Raw genomic sequence first — 15754 nt, 5'->3', positions numbered from 1 at the left:
TTGACGTCAGTCAATTTTTCTAGTGCCAACTTCCGCTTTACGTACAGAGCTGTCATTAATATCCTAGAGCCTTAACGACCGCTATTGGCATGTTGATGTAATACCAAATTTTCCTGACCGAAGTACCTTAGAATTCAAGTGTAATCAACTTAACAAACCTTCCGGACATGAATCATAGAGCAACCCAATTTGACTTACAAAAGCCTGACAAGGTCGTTGGTATGTGATCGCGTTCATCGGATGTTAATGGGAGTCATGTAATGGTTAGTATTTAAATGGAAAGATAGCCTTGTTCAACTACTTCTTTCACAGTTTGATGAGCTTTGTTGATAAATTCCAAGTTTGCATTCATTCTATTTTCGATTGTTTCTAATTCAGAATTTAGGAACATTATGCCTTGCTCGTAACTATTTTTTGTTGGCTCTACCGAATGCAATGGGTGTTTCTCTCTATTTTCTAGATATGCTTTAGCCAAATGTAAAATTGGCTTAATCATAGGAACACTCGCCACCATTTCAACCAACTCCCCCATAAGGTTTAAAGGAGTTGTTGCTTCATTTAACCGCGTTTGTGCCTCAATCAACATATGCTTAGTTCTGGTCAATAGGTCGCTATTTTCAACTTCTTGTATGTGTAACTCAATAAATTGTACAAGCAAATTTTCATGCACACTTGACAGTATTTCAGATTCGTCCAGGACCTCTATCGTTATGCCAAAAAGGGCTTTGCCACGTAACAGTGCTTCTTTGGACTGGTTTTTATTGGTAACTTTTTCAATTGCTTTTTTATTGAGGTAATTTTCCAACGCCCCATTAACAGCCTCAGTGTTAGCATTTATGTCAGCAATAAAGCCTTGGTGGAATGACAACAAGATATTTTGGCGCGTTAACGATAAAAGTTGACTGATTGTTGATGCGTTACTTAATAACCGAAATGAAGTCATTTGATTAATATATCTAACTTTGTCTAATAGCTCGCGAAAAGGCCAAGCGACCGAGCCTTCTGACTCTGAATCCAATGCGCTTTTGATACTCTGTTCAAGAATCTCTGTAAAGTGCTTAGAATTCCGAGCGTATTCGTCGAATCTTGCGTTGTATCGCTTCATCCGTGCATCTTCACTTGCGAAGATTGTTTTTACTTTAATCTCACCAAAACGTGCTTCAAATTCTTCAACTGAATTAATCATAAAACTTAAATATCCATTTTGAGTTTACACCCATTCAGATTAGTTTTAATCCGTATTAAAGCAAGGAAAGCAAGACTAACTCAGTTATTACCAATGCATTGACTGCGTTGGCTGACACATATTTACCTCATGCAGTCGAGGTAACGTAAAAAATGTTATTGGGAGCATACTCAACCGAGTCGGTACATGAAGACTTGAGGTTAACAGCAACCCAAGTAAAGTTCGCTTTAAATGCTTTTATATCTGAAATATATAATTGTAAAAACTGCATATTATTGGATAAAAAAGCATCAACAAGTAAAGCTGTTTCAGATGATAGGTTGTTCCCTAAATCAACAAATATCAGTACGTTTCGTTGGAGATATCAATCACTCTGACTACAAGCCTTGACCATTCTGTCAACGATACGCTGCTCAGATGGTATGAATACCAATGCATACTTTGTCATCACGCGGTTAAAACGTTTTATATATTCACATCGGTATGGATGGTTAGGTGGAAGCCACTCATCAAGTCCTTTAGCCCCTTTTTGACGGTTTAAAGTCGCTTGATGCGGTGACAGAATCGAACGCCACGAAATTTTTCGTACGATGATAAGATGAACTCGTTTTATCGTGGCATATACCAGAAGTTGACTGTTTTACCATTGGGGATGCTTGAGCTGCAATGTCAGACTGACCACATGCGCTCAAGCTAAAAAGTACAGCTAGCGCGGAGCTGGTCAAAATAGTGTTAGTTTTCATATTGTTCTCATAAAAGCTTCATTCATCACGCTGTAGACTTACCTCTCAGCGGCAATTTGTCATTATCACAGGGCCAACTAGAAATTGGTAATTCATTTCCTGATATTCGTCGAACCTTGCTCATCTGACTACGCTTCTTTTAAACACATTGAATTTTTGATGGGGATTGACCAATATTGTTAGTAAAAAAAAATTGGTAACAGCCCTCACCGATTAGGAGCATCTCATGTACGAAGACCTTATTTTACTTGTCCCACTGGCGATACTAATTGTCGGCACCATGTTGGTTATTCGCTATCCTAGAAAATCATCACCTGGCAATGAATAAAAAGACTAAACCTTTATGCTTAATGGTTTGAGTCTCTTCTCTAACAAATGATTTTAGGGATATCACTCCACTTGGTGGTGTATTGAGGGGAAAGGAACTCTCGTCGCATAGCGAACTTTTGCTCGAAGCCTTTGGCGGCCATTTGAACTGTGGAACGTCCGTATTTAGCGTTAATATTATCCATACAAGACATGAGCTTAGCGTTGTCATTTGGTGGGCTGAATAAGTCGTATTGAAACAGCCCCTCATCGTGCAAGTCCAATAGCCCCACACCGCATTTGTAATAACGAACACCTGATTGATAAAGCTGCATCATGGCGCTTTCAATCACTTTAACGATGTTGCGAGTGTCGTTAGTCGGCACAGTGAAGCGATGAAAGTGTGAGCGGCGAAAATACCCTTCTGTATCATGGGGAGAACTCGTCGCAAATAGCGTCATGCTTGCGGTCAGACTCTTTTGCTTGCGCAGCTTTATCGCGACCGTCTCAGCATGGCTAGCTAACGCACTGCGTAGCTCGTTGAATTCTGTAATCCGATTACCAAAGCTTCTCGTGCTGTATATCTCTTTTTTAGCAGCACGCACACTATCCCAAGTATGACGTACCTCACCGTTTAACTCTCGCACCGTATTTTCGACAATTATTGAAAACTCCTTGCGAATTTGCGACGGGTCTCGATTAGCTAGCTGCCATGCGGTATCAATTCCTAATGCGTTTAGTCGCAAACCTAATCGTTTACCAATGCCCCACACTTCCGTTACCTCCATTTTTGATAACACGTATTTACGGGTTGCTTGAGTGTCGAGTACCGCCACGCCTTTAAAGCCTTCTACTTTTTTAGCTGCATGGTTCGCCACCTTGGCTAATGTGGGCGTTGGGCCGATACCCACGCAAATGGGCAGCCTAACCTCGCGCCAAACGGTTTTTCTAATTCGACTGGCGAGCGTTGCCCAGCCCTCTTGAGGCGGCGCTGCTTCTTTTCCGTAGTACAAAAAACACTCATCGATAGAGTACACATTGATATCAGGGGCGAAACGTGCGCAGGTATCCATCATCCGCTGACTTAAATCAGCATAGAGTTCGTAGTTGCTAGAGCGAATAACGACTCCTGCTGCCTCAAGCTCTTTCTTGACCTGAAAGTACGGCACGAACTTCTTACCCACACCTAAGCGCTTAGCAATGCCACAAGCCGCACAGATACAGCCGTCGTTGTTTGTCAGTACCACCACAGGCTTATTGCGAATTCTGGGGTCAAAGACCTTCTCGCAACTGGCATACATGCTGTTGGCATCACACAAGGCGAACATCAGAGTTGCTTCTTAAAGGGTCGATGTAAGCGAATAGAGCGCGTCACCACCCCCTCTATCTGAAAGTCGTCACCTTCTTGCAAAAAATATGGTGGAAATCGCTTACTGGAAGACAGTAAACAGCGCTGCACTTTATCGATTTTCTTGCACACGAATACACCGTTGAGGTTAGCCACCACCACGTCTTGGTCTTTAATTTCCTGAGCGCGGTCTACAATCAACAAGTCACCTGAAAAAATACCATCACCTTTCATCGACTCGCCCTGGGCAACACCAATGTAGGTTGCTGAGGGGTGGTCAATCAGTAGCTGGTCTAAATCTAGGCTAAGTTGTGTGTATTCTGCCGCAGGTGACTCGAAACCAACGATACCCGCAGACGCTTTAATAGGAATAAATTTCAACATATACTGTTATTATATACAGTATCAATCTATTTAAAATTAACCTCGTTATACTTTTTTAGGTGAAATATGTGTGGAAGACTAAACGTAACGGATGATGAGTTTGTAAGAGGGCTGTGCATCTCATTAGGTATTAACTTAAATCTTACGCCTATCATCCCCAATCGATTTGTAAGGGCAGCGAGTGAAGTGCAAATCATTAGAGAGGTTGAAGGAAGACGAGTGATGCAAAAAGCCGTTTGGTGGTTATTGCTCGAATCCACTACAGCAGGCCTTAAACCGCCTAAGTACACCAGTTTTAATTCACGATACGATAAGCTCAATGTACCTCGTTAGGCGGGCTATCGTCCTTTTAGAACGTCCCGTTGCATTTTTCCAGCAAGAGGGTTTGGTGAAACAGAATTTGAACAACATGGAAGAAAGAAGATACCCAAGCACTATCACGACTTAGTCGCAGTCAATGGGGCAATTGCCTTTGGTGGATTGTGCAAAGAATACGTGAATAAGGAAACGGGGGAAGTCACCATCGGTTGCTCTGTTATTACCTTACCGCCCCACCTTAAATTTGCAGATATACACACTAAAGCCAGCCCGTTAATGCTGCCTCAAGACGCTACAGTAGATAGTTGGCTCGACTCAGATAATCAGAATGTCGATAGCTTTACACATTTGTTGGCTGCAGCGATAAGAAACGACTTAGAGGCAATAGAAATAGATAAACCCAGCCAACATCACCCCATTTCAAGGCCCTTTCGTATAGCGAAAGATTGAGTTTTAGATTTAACATTATATGAAGTGGCGTGAATAGTAAGGGTTGGATCCTTTTCATTACCCAGTAACTTTTGTGTAAATAAAGCTTCATTAAATCTGACAATCTCCAATGAACGGACATCTTTAACGTCGCCTCATTTGACTCACATTGCCGTTGATTTAAAGTTTAGACGAGCCGTTTGTCATGTAATGGATTTAGACATTTTTTTCTGAGTCATATGTTTGCGATAGGACACGTGCGCTGTACCCACTACAGCACCCACAAACAGTAAAGAAATTCTACAAATCACATACAACGTTATCACTCCAATAAAGCCTCTTGTTTTAAGTGCTCAGTGTCTATGATTAACTTTACTGACTTATCATCGACCTTTCCGTCACTGCCGTTTAGCAAATATAGCGTATTCAGCGCTTTTTACACCTCAGAACCATTCCTTCCGGCACTCACAAGCGCTTTTATCACGCTGAGGCAACAATTGAAGGTCTTGAAAATTACTCGTCTGCCTTGCTACATTACATCAGTATACAGGCCGGTTCGAGCGAAAAGCGGTCATTCAGCATAGTTCGTTTGACGGTCTGCTGAAGACAAGGAGCGGTCGTTCACTCAAATCAATAAAGGTGAAAACTGTAATGCTGCATCAATCCTCTAAAAATATTTTCCTGTTTGAAATATGAGAAGAGTGTAGTGTTCTCGTAATATTGACCACAGTTTTAAAGTAAAGCCAGAATCTTTTCTCTGACTCGTTTGGGCTTAAGCCAGCATTGTACTTATGTGGCCGAATCTGGCTCTAATAGCCAACAATATAATCCGTTATATGACTCTCCGCGTCGGTAAAACTCCTGCAACCTGTACTGGGTATCCACCCCGTTTATAAACTTCTAAAAAACCGCTCCTTTGGACTGTTGTCCCAACAATTTCCTCGGTGACTCATGCTTTGAGTCAGTTGGTAACGCCAAATTAATTGTCTAAACATCCTGCTCGTATAATGGCTACCTTGGTGACTATGAAACATGACGTTTTTACGCTTTCCTATGCGATCATAGGCCAGGGTTAAAGCTTGCATGGTCAATGTACTATCAGGGGATATCTAAATCGCTCAGCCCACGGGTTTTCTAGAAAATAAATCCATCACAACGGCTGAATAAGCCCAGCGATTGCCAGTCCAAATATAGGTCAGGTCGCCACACCACACTTGATTAGGCTCGGTGGTGGCAAATTGTCTATTCAGTAACTTGGGTATCTCTACATGCTCATTTGTCGTCTTTTTGTAAGCATGTTGCGGAATTTGGCAACTCAAGTTGTTTCATGAGTCGCGCTGCGTCACAACCTCGGCAATGATTCTGGCTCCCGCAGAGCCGTTACTCTCATTGTGTATCTGCTTGATATCGCTGAGTAAACGAACACACTCAGAGCAAACTTCATTACTTCTGGCTAGCCAGTATTTATAGGTACTGCGATGTACGTCAAATACCTTACACAACAAGGTAACAGTATAACGCTTAGGCTGGCTCTGATGGAGTTTCTCGACTAACGAAAGCTGTTCAGAGAGTCGGACATCAACAGATCCGTAGCCTTTTTTTAAAATCCCTTTCTCCAGCTCTATCCGTTCAATGCGCTTTTTCAATTCCTGTATTTCAAGCTGTTCCGGCATCATCGACATGGCTTTAGGGGACTTGCCTAACCCACTTACTGATAGTCGATTTACCAACACCCAACGCCTCGGCCGTTTCTTCTTGGGTGTAATTTTAATCAACCACTAACTGAGCCGTTTCTAGTCTAAATTCAGGACTGAATGACTTACGTGTTCTCTTCTTAATCTTGGCACCTAAAGCTGCTATGAAATCAATAATAACCGCATTAGGTGGCCAAATTAACTATGCCACTACACCCTGAGTAATTTAAATATAGGGTTAAACCTTATAGTGGTATCTTTCATAGAACATTGTGATTTATATCGTTTTCAAATATGTATAAAGTCCATGTTAAATTACGTCCAATTATCTCTACTCGTAGATAAATGATTGTGCGCCCAGAAATTGATTAACTTAAGACGGAGTTTTATTTATGCAAAAAAGAGGGATTGTTATTGGCGACTCATTCGAGACGATGGTAAGGGGATTAAAGGGATGCAACTCATTGGTACGATTGTCTGAATTTGAATTGAGAAAGTTCTTACTTTATTGGGATAAACTAGATTTTCCACTTACGGGCCTCACTATGCATGATCATCCCATCCAATTAAGTTTACAATATTTGGAATCTGTAGGTGTTTTGCAACGAACAAGAATTGATCATACTTTCGGCTCCGCTGGCCCTGGGGAGATATGTTCCTTAGCTGAGATTATGACATATAACTCTATTGAACAAACCTTTGATATGCATGAAAAAAATGAGCCGGGGGTTTGGACTATGCTTGAACCCAATAACAACCCGAAGCTTGATTTAAGGCATCATTTACCTTCCGTTGAACTCGAACTATTCAATATGATTCCAGTGCCTCATAATGGCATACCTTTAAACGATATTTTAGAATTTAAAGAGAAGCATAGTGATGAACTATTCGCATTTAGGGCGCATTTCAATGACGTTTACCTTAAAATTGCCTCTTCTGGTGACATTGTTAGGGCCAAAAATGCAGAGATAGTTAGACTTGAGAACGCATTAAGGGATCTCGACAAGTCAATGAGCGGGCTAGGAATTAGAAAGACTATTACTTCATTTCGTAGTTTAATTGCTCTCGATTTTGGCAGTATCGCAAGCTTTACATTGGGGGGAATTGGTGCGTCTAGTGCTTTAGGCGTCAGCCCACTGATAGCTGGGTGCGCAAGTGCTGGAATAGCAATGACTATGAGATCAAAATCAGCTAGCTCGTATCGGAAACATAACCAGCCATATCAATATCTTAAATCTATTAGAACAGAATTGAGATGAATTAGTCCTAACTCAATCTCAAGTTTTTTAATTGGATTTAGATCAAGCTTGATAGTCGACTATGAGAGCGCTCGAGAGACTGTCGATGACATTCACAACTATTGCTGGTTTAAATGAGATAGCGGACATACGTGGTTCAAATTTGTATGAGAAGTTTGTGCCAATTGCAGTCGTTGGGGACATTCAGATTTTAATTGGACTGTCACCCTAAAGCGGACATTGACGCGTAAAGCAGCCGTGTATTTATGCGTCCGTTGAATTTACTTATTATAGCGCACTACCATATGAAGTTGACTTAAGAAGAGTGTGAACATCTGATTTTGATTTTGGTTCTTTTACTATACTACCTAGTTTTAAGTGCTTAATAGTAACTTCAATTGCTTCATGCCTTCCCCTTTTTGCCCCCCATAAACCCGGTTTCTCGAGTGCCGAATGAGAATACTTATCCATTAATAATTGTTCAAATGATTTAAAAAATGCAACGTTTGAGATGCAAAGAAGTTTAACTAATTCAAGATCTTTTAGCTCAGATATCGTTCCATGAGCTAATCTATTTCTGTAAACAGAAGAAAAGGTTAAAACCAAATCTTTGCAAATAAAAAACTCTAGATATTCTTTTTTTAAGTCAGCTAGAACATCAACTTGTTTTCTGTTGGTCGTATCTAAAAGCATCAGGACTTTGTCTATTAAACTAGACGTATTTATATATGTACTTTCGACTATTTTAACACTACTTTCGTACTGTACACCTTTCAATCTAAGCGCGATTAGCAAAATTCTTTTTACATAGGCCTCTAAGTGGGTATGTGTTTTAAAAAAATACTGGCTAGTATAATCAGAGATTTTTGCATTGAATATCCGACCAATTTTAGTTGGGCCTATCATTTACTTTTTATCTCCAATTTGAAAGGATACGTTTGACATATGGGGATTCTAGGAGCGCTTTTTCAGCGAGTAAAATTCCCGCCATGATCTTTTTGTAGGTTCTCATATTACGGAATTCCAATTTTCCAAAGTTGTTCATTGGACAGAAGTTCCTTTGAACCTTTTGTACTATATGTAACGCCTACAAAAAAATGTTTTGAGACGAGTAGTCCATTAGATGAAAGTTCAAATATTACTAAGGCTGAATCAGAAAATTGATCTTGCCAAATGTTCTGATTGTAGCTATTACCGCCAACCAGAACAGTACTTTCATTTGGCAAAGAATAATCTGATGGGTTTTCCAGATACGTTTGTCTCAGTGTTTCCAAATATTGTGGTATTTCCATATTCACTCTTGGCACCTAACGCCTAAATCAGGTGCGCCGCAGTCCTCACCTAGATTACGCCCAGCATGGACATGAACTAATGAGGTGAAAGTCCTCTGTAGGAAGATCACCGTTTACTTAACTCACTGTTATTAAACGTTAACTACTAGCGAATGGCAAGGCCCAAACCGCGAGGTTTGGTCTGGAGGAAGCCGGACGCAAATCTGCGAGCTGATGCAGCAGTGCAGAGACAGTTCATGCCCTTATCTGGGTGGGAACGGCCCTCCGGAGATCTGCTTAACAAGCGATCGGTAATTAACCAATAAGAATTTGGTATATAAGTGTCTTGGCTTTTGAATGTCATAGACTCAAACGAGCAGAGGAGATAAAAACCTACAGCGTCAACAGGAGTAACGTTGTTGATGATTAAGCAGAAATCAGCAGGTGGCATAGTAGCCAAACACCCATCGTAAGGGTTTAGGCCACATCGAAATGGGCAACAAGCAGTGAAACAGGTACAAGGGATCATTAAATCAGGACGCCGTTTTAGCGTTGATGTCGATCTGTCTAAGTTCTTTGACCGCGGTGAGCACGATTTACTAATGACCTACCTTGGCTATAAAGTGAAGGATAAGCGTCTGCTTAAATTGATTAAACGATACTTGCGAGCTGGGGCTATCGAAAACGAGCTCTATAGTAAAAGTCGAGAAGGTGTTCCACAAGGCGAGCCATTATCGACGCTACTGGCAAACATCATGCTTGATCCTTTGGACAAAGAGCTTGAGAAGCGAGGTCACAAGTTTGCTCGTTAAGCGGATGACTTTACCTTATTGGTCAACAGTCCCCGTGCGGGTAAACGTGTCCTTGGTAGTATCAGCAGATATCTGAGTCACAGCTTGAAATTGGTCGTTAACACGACCAAAAGTCACGTAGTTAAAACTAGTGAAAGCAAATTTCTTGGATTCACCTTCAAGGGAGGTCGCATTAAATGGCACCCGGAGACGTTGAAGGCATTTAAGCAGCAGTTGCCTGTGGCATCATCAGCAAAGGACCATGGCGCAGTGCGAAATCCCCTGGGATTAATCAGGCTTTGTCACTTGATTACTTAAAATCCGAAGGGCTTTATTCGTTATGTGATGGTTGGGTTGCGCTTCACTATCCTAAGTGAAACGCCCTGTGCGGAGCCGCATGCAGAGTGTTGTGGGGGCTGGAGGTTAGAAACCTCCGGCTACCCAATTAGATTTTCTCTCGTACAAGCTCGAAATCTTTATCAGATAACTTGAACTGAAATAGTTCAAAGTCTTGATGTTTAAGACCCCAATGATGGATTTTTTCAATGCTATTCTGGATAAATTCATCCTCACATTTAGCGCCGAATAATATGCTTTTTACAGCATGAAATGGTATTTTGAATAGATGAATATTTTCATTTACTACTTCAGTAGAATACTCAAGAGGTAATATCATTCGATATTCTTCTTCGTACTCCCAGTCATTTCCTTTAGTTAGAAAGACCTCTGACATAGACTTTTGCCAAAACGATATTGTTTTTCTCTGCTTGGTATAGGTAACCTTTAAAGGTCTACCTGCATAGTCGAGCACTCCGCCAGTTTTTTCGTTGGGAATTGCTTGATTGAAAAATTCGTGTGATGTGTCAAACTCTATGACATAACCTTTATGACTATTCCCATAGTGCGACCACATCAAGAGATTATCTTCTGTTTCGGATAAGCAAAGAATTCCATTAGATTGATCAATTATGTCTCTATATTGCCCATTTGCGACACTTAGACCCATTGTATCAAATTCATTTACTACTTTATTCACGTATTTATTTTTGCTACTTAGAAGAAGCCTTATCGCAAACGTCTTTACTGATATTGGGATTAAATTCTTATACCACGGTTCAGTTTGGCGCTTTTCTTTTTCCCAAACTTCGATATTGTCAAGTACATACTGTTTAGTATTTGTGCCCATAAAGTCGACATAACGAGGTAGAAGTTCGAATGGGTCATTAAAGTGTCCTGGTTGAGTAAACCTTAACATCCCATTTTCGAAGAATTGTGGCAACTCATTCGAAATATATTTGTACATTCATACTTTCCAAAAAAATCTAATGCTTAATATATGGGAATTTTAGGAGCACTTTTTCAGCGAGTAAAAAGTCCCACCATGATGTTTTTGTATGGATAATCTTGTTATATTTCACTTACTCAAACCATAAACCACTAGGCTGTTTTCACCAATAGGCTTGTAAAAGTAAGTGCTTTCGCTACCTGTGGAGGTTAGAAACTGCACCATTTCTGGAATCTTAGAGTAATCGATGTTATCCGAGTGGCTATCATAAAAGCAACCTGAAAACTCTTGAGTGAATTTTCTGCTCCCATATAAGGAGAGAGACACTAAGGTGTGACCTTGAAATATTTCGGGGCAAAAAATAGGTAACTCATGGTCGATACCAACAAGCATGTCTAAGCACGGCTTTTGTCTGTCAGATACCATAATTAGCTTTTGTGGTTTTTTGCTAATTTGCCAGAGATTTAATGTCCCCCTAACTATCGCTATTACTAAGAGAATTATTGTCGTCATCCTTACAATCCCTATGAAATATAACGCTGCGCTCTGCGGAGATTCATGAGCACCAGCAAGTAAATTTTCCGTAGCAGCGCCTTATTATAACAATTAGCTCTCTATCACTAAATTGAAGTTTGCATCGAAAGCAAGCCTCAAAAAAGAATCCCCACAAAGGCTTTCTATAAATGCGTTAGCAACGTCACCTTTAATAATAGAGTTTACGGGAAGTCCGGCTGTAACAGTTCCGCAGCCAGGAATAAGATACTCTTTGCCATTAGTTGTAATAATGTTGGTATTAGCATTTCTAGATCTTAAGTTCTTTCGTTGTTCAGGTGTAAGCGGTGTACTTCCATCTCCAACATAATACTGCTCTAGTAGATCAGGATAATGTTCTTCAATCTTTTCGATGATCCCAACATCAACCCAAGGCTCATAGGTGCCTGTGCTATCCCTATGAGGCTGAACATCTATAAATATGAACTGTTCATCTGTAACTAATGCAAACAGCAAATCCTTGCTTCTGGTGACAAACGAGCCATCCCCATCCAATGGAGGAATATGAAAATGGTAGATAGACCACTCATTTAACATTGGGTCGTTTTTTTTTTCTTGATCAATATCGAATATATATCTACTGAGGTGAGGGACTAAGGACTCTCCACTTGCAATTTTTAGCTCTAGGTTTTGGATTCCAGCTGAGTTTCCTTTGTCATCGAATCCCTGATATTTAAATACTTGTCTTGGCTTTTTTTTGAATAGTCGATGAACAACTGAGTAGAATAAATTAGATAGAAGGGACAGCTCATAGTCATTACTATTCTTAGAATAATTATCTCTTCTATCCATTTTCTTAAGTTGCTCATCAGTGAACTGCTTATTACATCCGAAAACTTTTAACTCGTTTCTCATCAGCAATTCATACTGTTTTTTTAGATCCATCTCAAAGTCCGATCAAAGTTATAACGCCCGCGTCTAATGAATCCCCTCACAATATTAAGCGGAAACAATAATATAGACACGCATGGTGCTATTAAATGTCTTTTATCGAGAAAGAAGATTTCGCCAAAAATCAACCAGATAACAACACCATGCGTGATATTCATATCTTACACGATTTGCTTAAAAATTTATGCCCCAATCTACATGCAACACGTCGTTCTAAATTCCCTTGCGCATCGTTCCAATAACCCCTGCCATGTCTCAAAAAAATAACTGCTTTTCTACCCATTAATTCATCGGCGGAGTTCACTAGCGGTTGTTGTTCATCAATAGCGGCGCTTAAAGGAAGAAATCAGAAAGAGTACTAACGAGCATTCATTCTGAGTGATGAGGCAAAGTTATTCAGTAATACGGGCCAGGCCAATATGCGATACGCTGACATAGCGTATTCCGAATAAAACGCTATTCTCGTAGGCCTAAATCAACTTGGAACGCACCACGACAACCACTTGGTAAGAATATAGGGACGAAAAAAATATGATAGGTAATCGGAGCATTCACCAAATATAATTATCTTGGTTCAAAGCGCCTCATTAAGAGCCTTTTGAGTTTAAACGTTCTTTTCGTAAAAAGGAGATAACCAATGTAGCTCCACAATAGCAGAGCAGAAAAGATGATTGATAGGGCTATCAAATTCTCAGCGGTTGGCTTCAGGGCTTTTTCAACCCTTTCGAAAAACGACCACTCTATCTTAAACCTATCGATCCATTTACTGCCAGAAACAGGAAAGATTACGCCTAATTCAGGAAACACAATACCAAATGAAAGTCCTACACGTGTAGAACTATTATAGTATAAAATGTCGCTAGGGGGCTCTCCTTTTACTAGAAACGTAATCACATCAGTCTGTTGTTCAGGCCACATGAAAACCATTTTATCTCTAGTCTCCATTTCAACCGGAAAATGGTTAATTTCAATCTCATTCACGAGGATTCTTGACCACTGTGCATTTGTAGTTGTAAACACTACTACTAATTGGGGAAATGAAGAGGGTTGACATCTAATATCTTTTCCGCACATGTAGAAAAAACGTTTTTTAATATATTCCCATTTAAAGTCATTAGCATTAATCTTAATAGTGTATTTTTTTAACCTCGGTAATATTTCCTCTTGTTCAAGACTTATTGAACTTGTGCTGTACTCAAAAGGTTTCTCACCTAGCACATAACGTATAGTAGGCTGATAATATAATCTAAGATTACTAGCCAAAGTGTGATTATACCAATTAGGCATAAAGTCATTTAGTTTTCGAGTGTAAGGTAGTTCTTGTACTACCTCACCCCACAAATTGGTTCGCTCAGCCTTAATCAAATTAAAATCCTCCTCCATTATTGTTATAAGTTCTTCTAAGCTCCTTTTTTTGTCATATTTATTCTTCAGTCCCTTATATATTTTTCTATAGTCCTTAGAGCTTTGATATTTCGGTGAGATTACTTCTGTTATTCGAGTAGGTGACCGTGATAATTCCGCAAACCTTAAGTAGTGATCAATTTCTAGAAAACTTGGTACTAAATTTTTGATAATTTTTTCTTCATACGAGTCAAATGGTAGAAGGCTTTTCCTGCGAGAAACCGCATCTAAGCCAGTAAACGAGACTTTCCATGTTTTTTTAGCTTTTTTGACTAGATTAGGTTTTTTAAGATCGTTTTCGAGCGACCTAAATGGACGTGTCTGGGGAGGAGTTAAATAGTAACTTTCAAGATTAGCATGAGGATAAAGAGCGTAACTGACGGTGATCACGTGATAAATTAGAAATAGTATCAGTGAAGATAAAAATATAAAAAGCAACCCTTTTATTATTAAAAACACCATTTGAAAAATTCCTTTTTATCAACTTTATGGGGGGATTACATAGTGACGCTAATATAAGCTTAGTATGGTTCTGCACTTATTTCTAATCCGCCCAAAGCTGCCCCTTGTCTCGAAGGGCTTGAAGGTTGCCGCGTCTCAAAGAGTTCATTTTTTATCTAGGAATAGGTTGTGCACTATATTACCACCTAGCCTATTACTTATTTTTAGATCTATCCCTAGATGAATATGAAAATACATATTCACAGGCAAGTTAATTGCCTACGAAGCTAGGGGAAGATCAGTTAAGTAGTCATTAGATCATAGTATCGTGCCTGCATATATATTAAGTATATAAAACACCCGCCTACTACTATAATTCTAAGAAAAAGGGCTGCAAAGCAGCCCTAGAGTAAATCGATCTGATCAGTCCATTCATTAATCGCTTCATCAGAAAAATAACGAGTCTTCGTTACCCCGAACACATTTTCAAACTCAGTATCACTAACTTTATCTGAGTTGATAAAATCAACAATCTCAAGCTCAAAGATTATGAAAAGTAAACACCTTTCATGAGGCTCGAAATACTTCTTCCTGAACTCTTCAGGGAGTTGCTGATAGAGCGCGCTTGAGAGTACAAACCCATTCGTGACAAATTTTTCGTCTTTATGCTCATAGATATAATCGAGTGTTTCTTGATTGAAGTACCAGCACACACGAAATTTATCATGCCATTCTGTTCTTGTTGCTCTCTTAAATTGATGAATAAAAGTGATTTGCAGATCACGCTGACTTGTCTTTTGTCTCATAGTTAAGTCCTGTTTAGTAAACCTCAGGAATAACTAGTTTCAAGCCTAGAGAAATTTATCACTTCAAGTCAGTTAACAACTCAATATTGACAGAGAGAAACAATGTCGTTCTGTTCAACAAAAATACGTAACTAAAAGCCAAGCAACAAGAACTGTATATTGTGACAATTATGGGACGATTATGGGACGCGAGTTTAGAGGAGCATTCAATGAACGGGGTGGATCATTGATAAAATAAGGAATAGATTGGTCGGTGTGAGAGGATTTGAACCTCCGACCCCTGACACCCCATGACAGTGCGCTACCAAGCTGCGCTACACACCGACCGAAGACGCGCATAATACGGAAATCTGGCGTTTTTGCAATGAGAAATATGCTTTACCTTGTTCGTTCGCTTATTTGTTGTTCAAACTGCAGCTTATTCGATCGGTTTGACCGTTTTTCTGTCACGTTCTTCACTCTTTTTTATCCGTCACTTTCATTTGCCATTGTGCATATTCTGGCGTTCTACCAGCTCGAACGTCTCTGGCGCCTGACGTTGCGCGCAGTGTGTCTCGATTAATCACTTGCCCAAGCCTTAGCACCCTACCCGTCTTCGTATCGCACATAATAAAACTGATTTCCAACGATACTGTATTCACTCAACAGTGTGCGGCTTTAAGGTCAA

General features: G+C 40.0%; 16 protein-coding genes, 1 tRNA gene and 1 pseudogene. 5 read left to right on the top strand and 13 right to left on the bottom strand.

Going from position 1 to position 15754, the window contains the following annotated elements:
- Positions 1-271: 271 nt before the first annotated feature.
- From AC0VYA_RS09565 to AC0VYA_RS09555, 3 genes are all read right to left on the bottom strand, one after another.
- Positions 272-1186, bottom strand: coding sequence for a hypothetical protein (locus tag AC0VYA_RS09565; RefSeq protein WP_475490848.1), 915 nt, complete (start codon positions 1184-1186; stop codon positions 272-274).
- A 1111-nt stretch (positions 1187-2297) separates the two neighbouring features.
- Positions 2298-3563: a Y-family DNA polymerase gene (locus tag AC0VYA_RS09560; RefSeq protein ID WP_475490847.1), complete on the bottom strand. Its 1266-nt coding sequence runs from the start codon at positions 3561-3563 to the stop codon at positions 2298-2300.
- On the bottom strand, positions 3563-3967 hold the full coding sequence (locus AC0VYA_RS09555; RefSeq protein ID WP_006991666.1) for a LexA family protein: 405 nt from the start codon (positions 3965-3967) through the stop codon (positions 3563-3565). The genes AC0VYA_RS09560 and AC0VYA_RS09555 overlap by 1 nt, the downstream gene beginning before the upstream one ends.
- Before the next feature lie 66 nt (positions 3968-4033).
- On the opposite strand from AC0VYA_RS09555, the gene AC0VYA_RS09550 reads away from it, so the two are divergent.
- Both AC0VYA_RS09550 and AC0VYA_RS09545 read left to right on the top strand, forming a co-directional pair.
- Positions 4034-4300 (top strand): hypothetical protein, encoded by a 267-nt coding sequence (locus tag AC0VYA_RS09550; protein WP_475490846.1) that lies wholly within the window; start codon positions 4034-4036, stop codon positions 4298-4300.
- A 33-nt stretch (positions 4301-4333) separates the two neighbouring features.
- Positions 4334-4735 (top strand): SOS response-associated peptidase family protein, encoded by a 402-nt coding sequence (locus AC0VYA_RS09545; RefSeq protein WP_475491053.1) that lies wholly within the window; start codon positions 4334-4336, stop codon positions 4733-4735.
- Between the two features lie 638 nt (positions 4736-5373).
- Here AC0VYA_RS09545 and AC0VYA_RS09540 read toward each other — a convergent pair.
- Positions 5374-6553 (bottom strand): annotated as a pseudogene (locus AC0VYA_RS09540) (IS3 family transposase).
- A 247-nt stretch (positions 6554-6800) separates the two neighbouring features.
- Between AC0VYA_RS09540 and AC0VYA_RS09535 the strand changes: the two are divergent.
- On the top strand, positions 6801-7667 hold the full coding sequence (locus AC0VYA_RS09535; RefSeq protein WP_475490845.1) for a DUF6236 family protein: 867 nt from the start codon (positions 6801-6803) through the stop codon (positions 7665-7667).
- Between the two features lie 267 nt (positions 7668-7934).
- Here AC0VYA_RS09535 and AC0VYA_RS09530 read toward each other — a convergent pair whose 3' ends face one another.
- Both AC0VYA_RS09530 and AC0VYA_RS09525 read right to left on the bottom strand, forming a co-directional pair.
- Complete coding sequence (locus AC0VYA_RS09530) at positions 7935-8552, bottom strand: hypothetical protein (RefSeq protein WP_475490844.1); 618 nt, start codon at positions 8550-8552, stop codon at positions 7935-7937.
- Between the two features lie 107 nt (positions 8553-8659).
- Positions 8660-8938, bottom strand: coding sequence for a hypothetical protein (locus tag AC0VYA_RS09525; RefSeq protein ID WP_475490843.1), 279 nt, complete (start codon positions 8936-8938; stop codon positions 8660-8662).
- Between the two features lie 485 nt (positions 8939-9423).
- Between AC0VYA_RS09525 and AC0VYA_RS09520 the strand changes: the two genes are divergently transcribed.
- Positions 9424-9729, top strand: coding sequence for a reverse transcriptase domain-containing protein (locus AC0VYA_RS09520; protein WP_475490842.1), 306 nt, complete (start codon positions 9424-9426; stop codon positions 9727-9729).
- A 424-nt stretch (positions 9730-10153) separates the two neighbouring features.
- On the opposite strand, the gene AC0VYA_RS09515 is transcribed toward AC0VYA_RS09520, so the two are convergent.
- The 3 genes from AC0VYA_RS09515 to AC0VYA_RS09505 form a co-directional block, all read right to left on the bottom strand.
- A complete protein-coding gene (locus tag AC0VYA_RS09515; protein ID WP_475490841.1) occupies positions 10154-11011 on the bottom strand; it encodes a DUF2971 domain-containing protein in 858 nt (285 codons plus the stop codon).
- Between the two features lie 111 nt (positions 11012-11122).
- The gene (locus AC0VYA_RS09510) at positions 11123-11506 is read right to left on the bottom strand and encodes a hypothetical protein (RefSeq protein WP_475490840.1); all 384 of its coding nucleotides are present in this window, start codon (positions 11504-11506) and stop codon (positions 11123-11125) included.
- Between the two features lie 93 nt (positions 11507-11599).
- Positions 11600-12430, bottom strand: coding sequence for a hypothetical protein (locus AC0VYA_RS09505; RefSeq protein ID WP_475490839.1), 831 nt, complete (start codon positions 12428-12430; stop codon positions 11600-11602).
- Between the two features lie 95 nt (positions 12431-12525).
- Here AC0VYA_RS09505 and AC0VYA_RS09500 point away from each other — a divergent pair, with 95 nt between their 5' ends.
- Positions 12526-12678: a hypothetical protein gene (locus AC0VYA_RS09500; protein ID WP_475491111.1), complete on the top strand. Its 153-nt coding sequence runs from the start codon at positions 12526-12528 to the stop codon at positions 12676-12678.
- Between the two features lie 322 nt (positions 12679-13000).
- On the opposite strand, the gene AC0VYA_RS09495 is transcribed toward AC0VYA_RS09500, so the two are convergent.
- From AC0VYA_RS09495 to AC0VYA_RS09480, 4 genes are all read right to left on the bottom strand, one after another.
- The gene (locus tag AC0VYA_RS09495; RefSeq protein WP_475490838.1) at positions 13001-14302 is read right to left on the bottom strand and encodes a hypothetical protein; all 1302 of its coding nucleotides are present in this window, start codon (positions 14300-14302) and stop codon (positions 13001-13003) included.
- Positions 14303-14685: 383 nt separating this feature from the next.
- Positions 14686-15087, bottom strand: a complete 402-nt coding sequence (locus tag AC0VYA_RS09490) for a hypothetical protein (RefSeq protein WP_475490837.1) — start codon at positions 15085-15087, stop codon at positions 14686-14688.
- Between the two features lie 247 nt (positions 15088-15334).
- Positions 15335-15411: transfer RNA gene (locus tag AC0VYA_RS09485), tRNA-Pro, on the bottom strand.
- A gap of 131 nt (positions 15412-15542) precedes the next feature.
- Positions 15543-15695, bottom strand: coding sequence for a hypothetical protein (locus AC0VYA_RS09480; protein ID WP_475490836.1), 153 nt, complete (start codon positions 15693-15695; stop codon positions 15543-15545).
- Positions 15696-15754: the final 59 nt, after the last annotated feature.

It is taken from the genome of Paraglaciecola sp. QJM3NY_14 (assembly GCF_056173245.1).
Note: the sequence above shows the minus strand (reverse complement) of the source record. Positions and strands in the feature narration are given on the sequence as shown.

What these genes read in the sequence shown, in the direction of transcription:
- AC0VYA_RS09565 (WP_475490848.1), bottom strand. Translation starts at nt 1,186, where the DNA reads ATGATTAATTCAGTTGAAGAATTTGAAGCACGTTTTGGTGAGATTAAA.
- AC0VYA_RS09560 (WP_475490847.1), bottom strand. Translation starts at nt 3,563, where the DNA reads ATGTTCGCCTTGTGTGATGCCAACAGCATGTATGCCAGTTGCGAGAAG.
- AC0VYA_RS09555 (WP_006991666.1), bottom strand. Translation starts at nt 3,967, where the DNA reads ATGTTGAAATTTATTCCTATTAAAGCGTCTGCGGGTATCGTTGGTTTC.
- AC0VYA_RS09550 (WP_475490846.1), top strand. Translation starts at nt 4,034, where the DNA reads ATGTGTGGAAGACTAAACGTAACGGATGATGAGTTTGTAAGAGGGCTG.
- AC0VYA_RS09535 (WP_475490845.1), top strand. Translation starts at nt 6,801, where the DNA reads ATGCAAAAAAGAGGGATTGTTATTGGCGACTCATTCGAGACGATGGTA.
- AC0VYA_RS09530 (WP_475490844.1), bottom strand. Translation starts at nt 8,552, where the DNA reads ATGATAGGCCCAACTAAAATTGGTCGGATATTCAATGCAAAAATCTCT.
- AC0VYA_RS09525 (WP_475490843.1), bottom strand. Translation starts at nt 8,938, where the DNA reads ATGGAAATACCACAATATTTGGAAACACTGAGACAAACGTATCTGGAA.
- AC0VYA_RS09515 (WP_475490841.1), bottom strand. Translation starts at nt 11,011, where the DNA reads ATGTACAAATATATTTCGAATGAGTTGCCACAATTCTTCGAAAATGGG.
- AC0VYA_RS09510 (WP_475490840.1), bottom strand. Translation starts at nt 11,506, where the DNA reads ATGACGACAATAATTCTCTTAGTAATAGCGATAGTTAGGGGGACATTA.
- AC0VYA_RS09505 (WP_475490839.1), bottom strand. Translation starts at nt 12,430, where the DNA reads ATGGATCTAAAAAAACAGTATGAATTGCTGATGAGAAACGAGTTAAAA.
- AC0VYA_RS09500 (WP_475491111.1), top strand. Translation starts at nt 12,526, where the DNA reads ATGTCTTTTATCGAGAAAGAAGATTTCGCCAAAAATCAACCAGATAAC.
- AC0VYA_RS09495 (WP_475490838.1), bottom strand. Translation starts at nt 14,302, where the DNA reads ATGGTGTTTTTAATAATAAAAGGGTTGCTTTTTATATTTTTATCTTCA.
- AC0VYA_RS09490 (WP_475490837.1), bottom strand. Translation starts at nt 15,087, where the DNA reads ATGAGACAAAAGACAAGTCAGCGTGATCTGCAAATCACTTTTATTCAT.
- AC0VYA_RS09480 (WP_475490836.1), bottom strand. Translation starts at nt 15,695, where the DNA reads ATGTGCGATACGAAGACGGGTAGGGTGCTAAGGCTTGGGCAAGTGATT.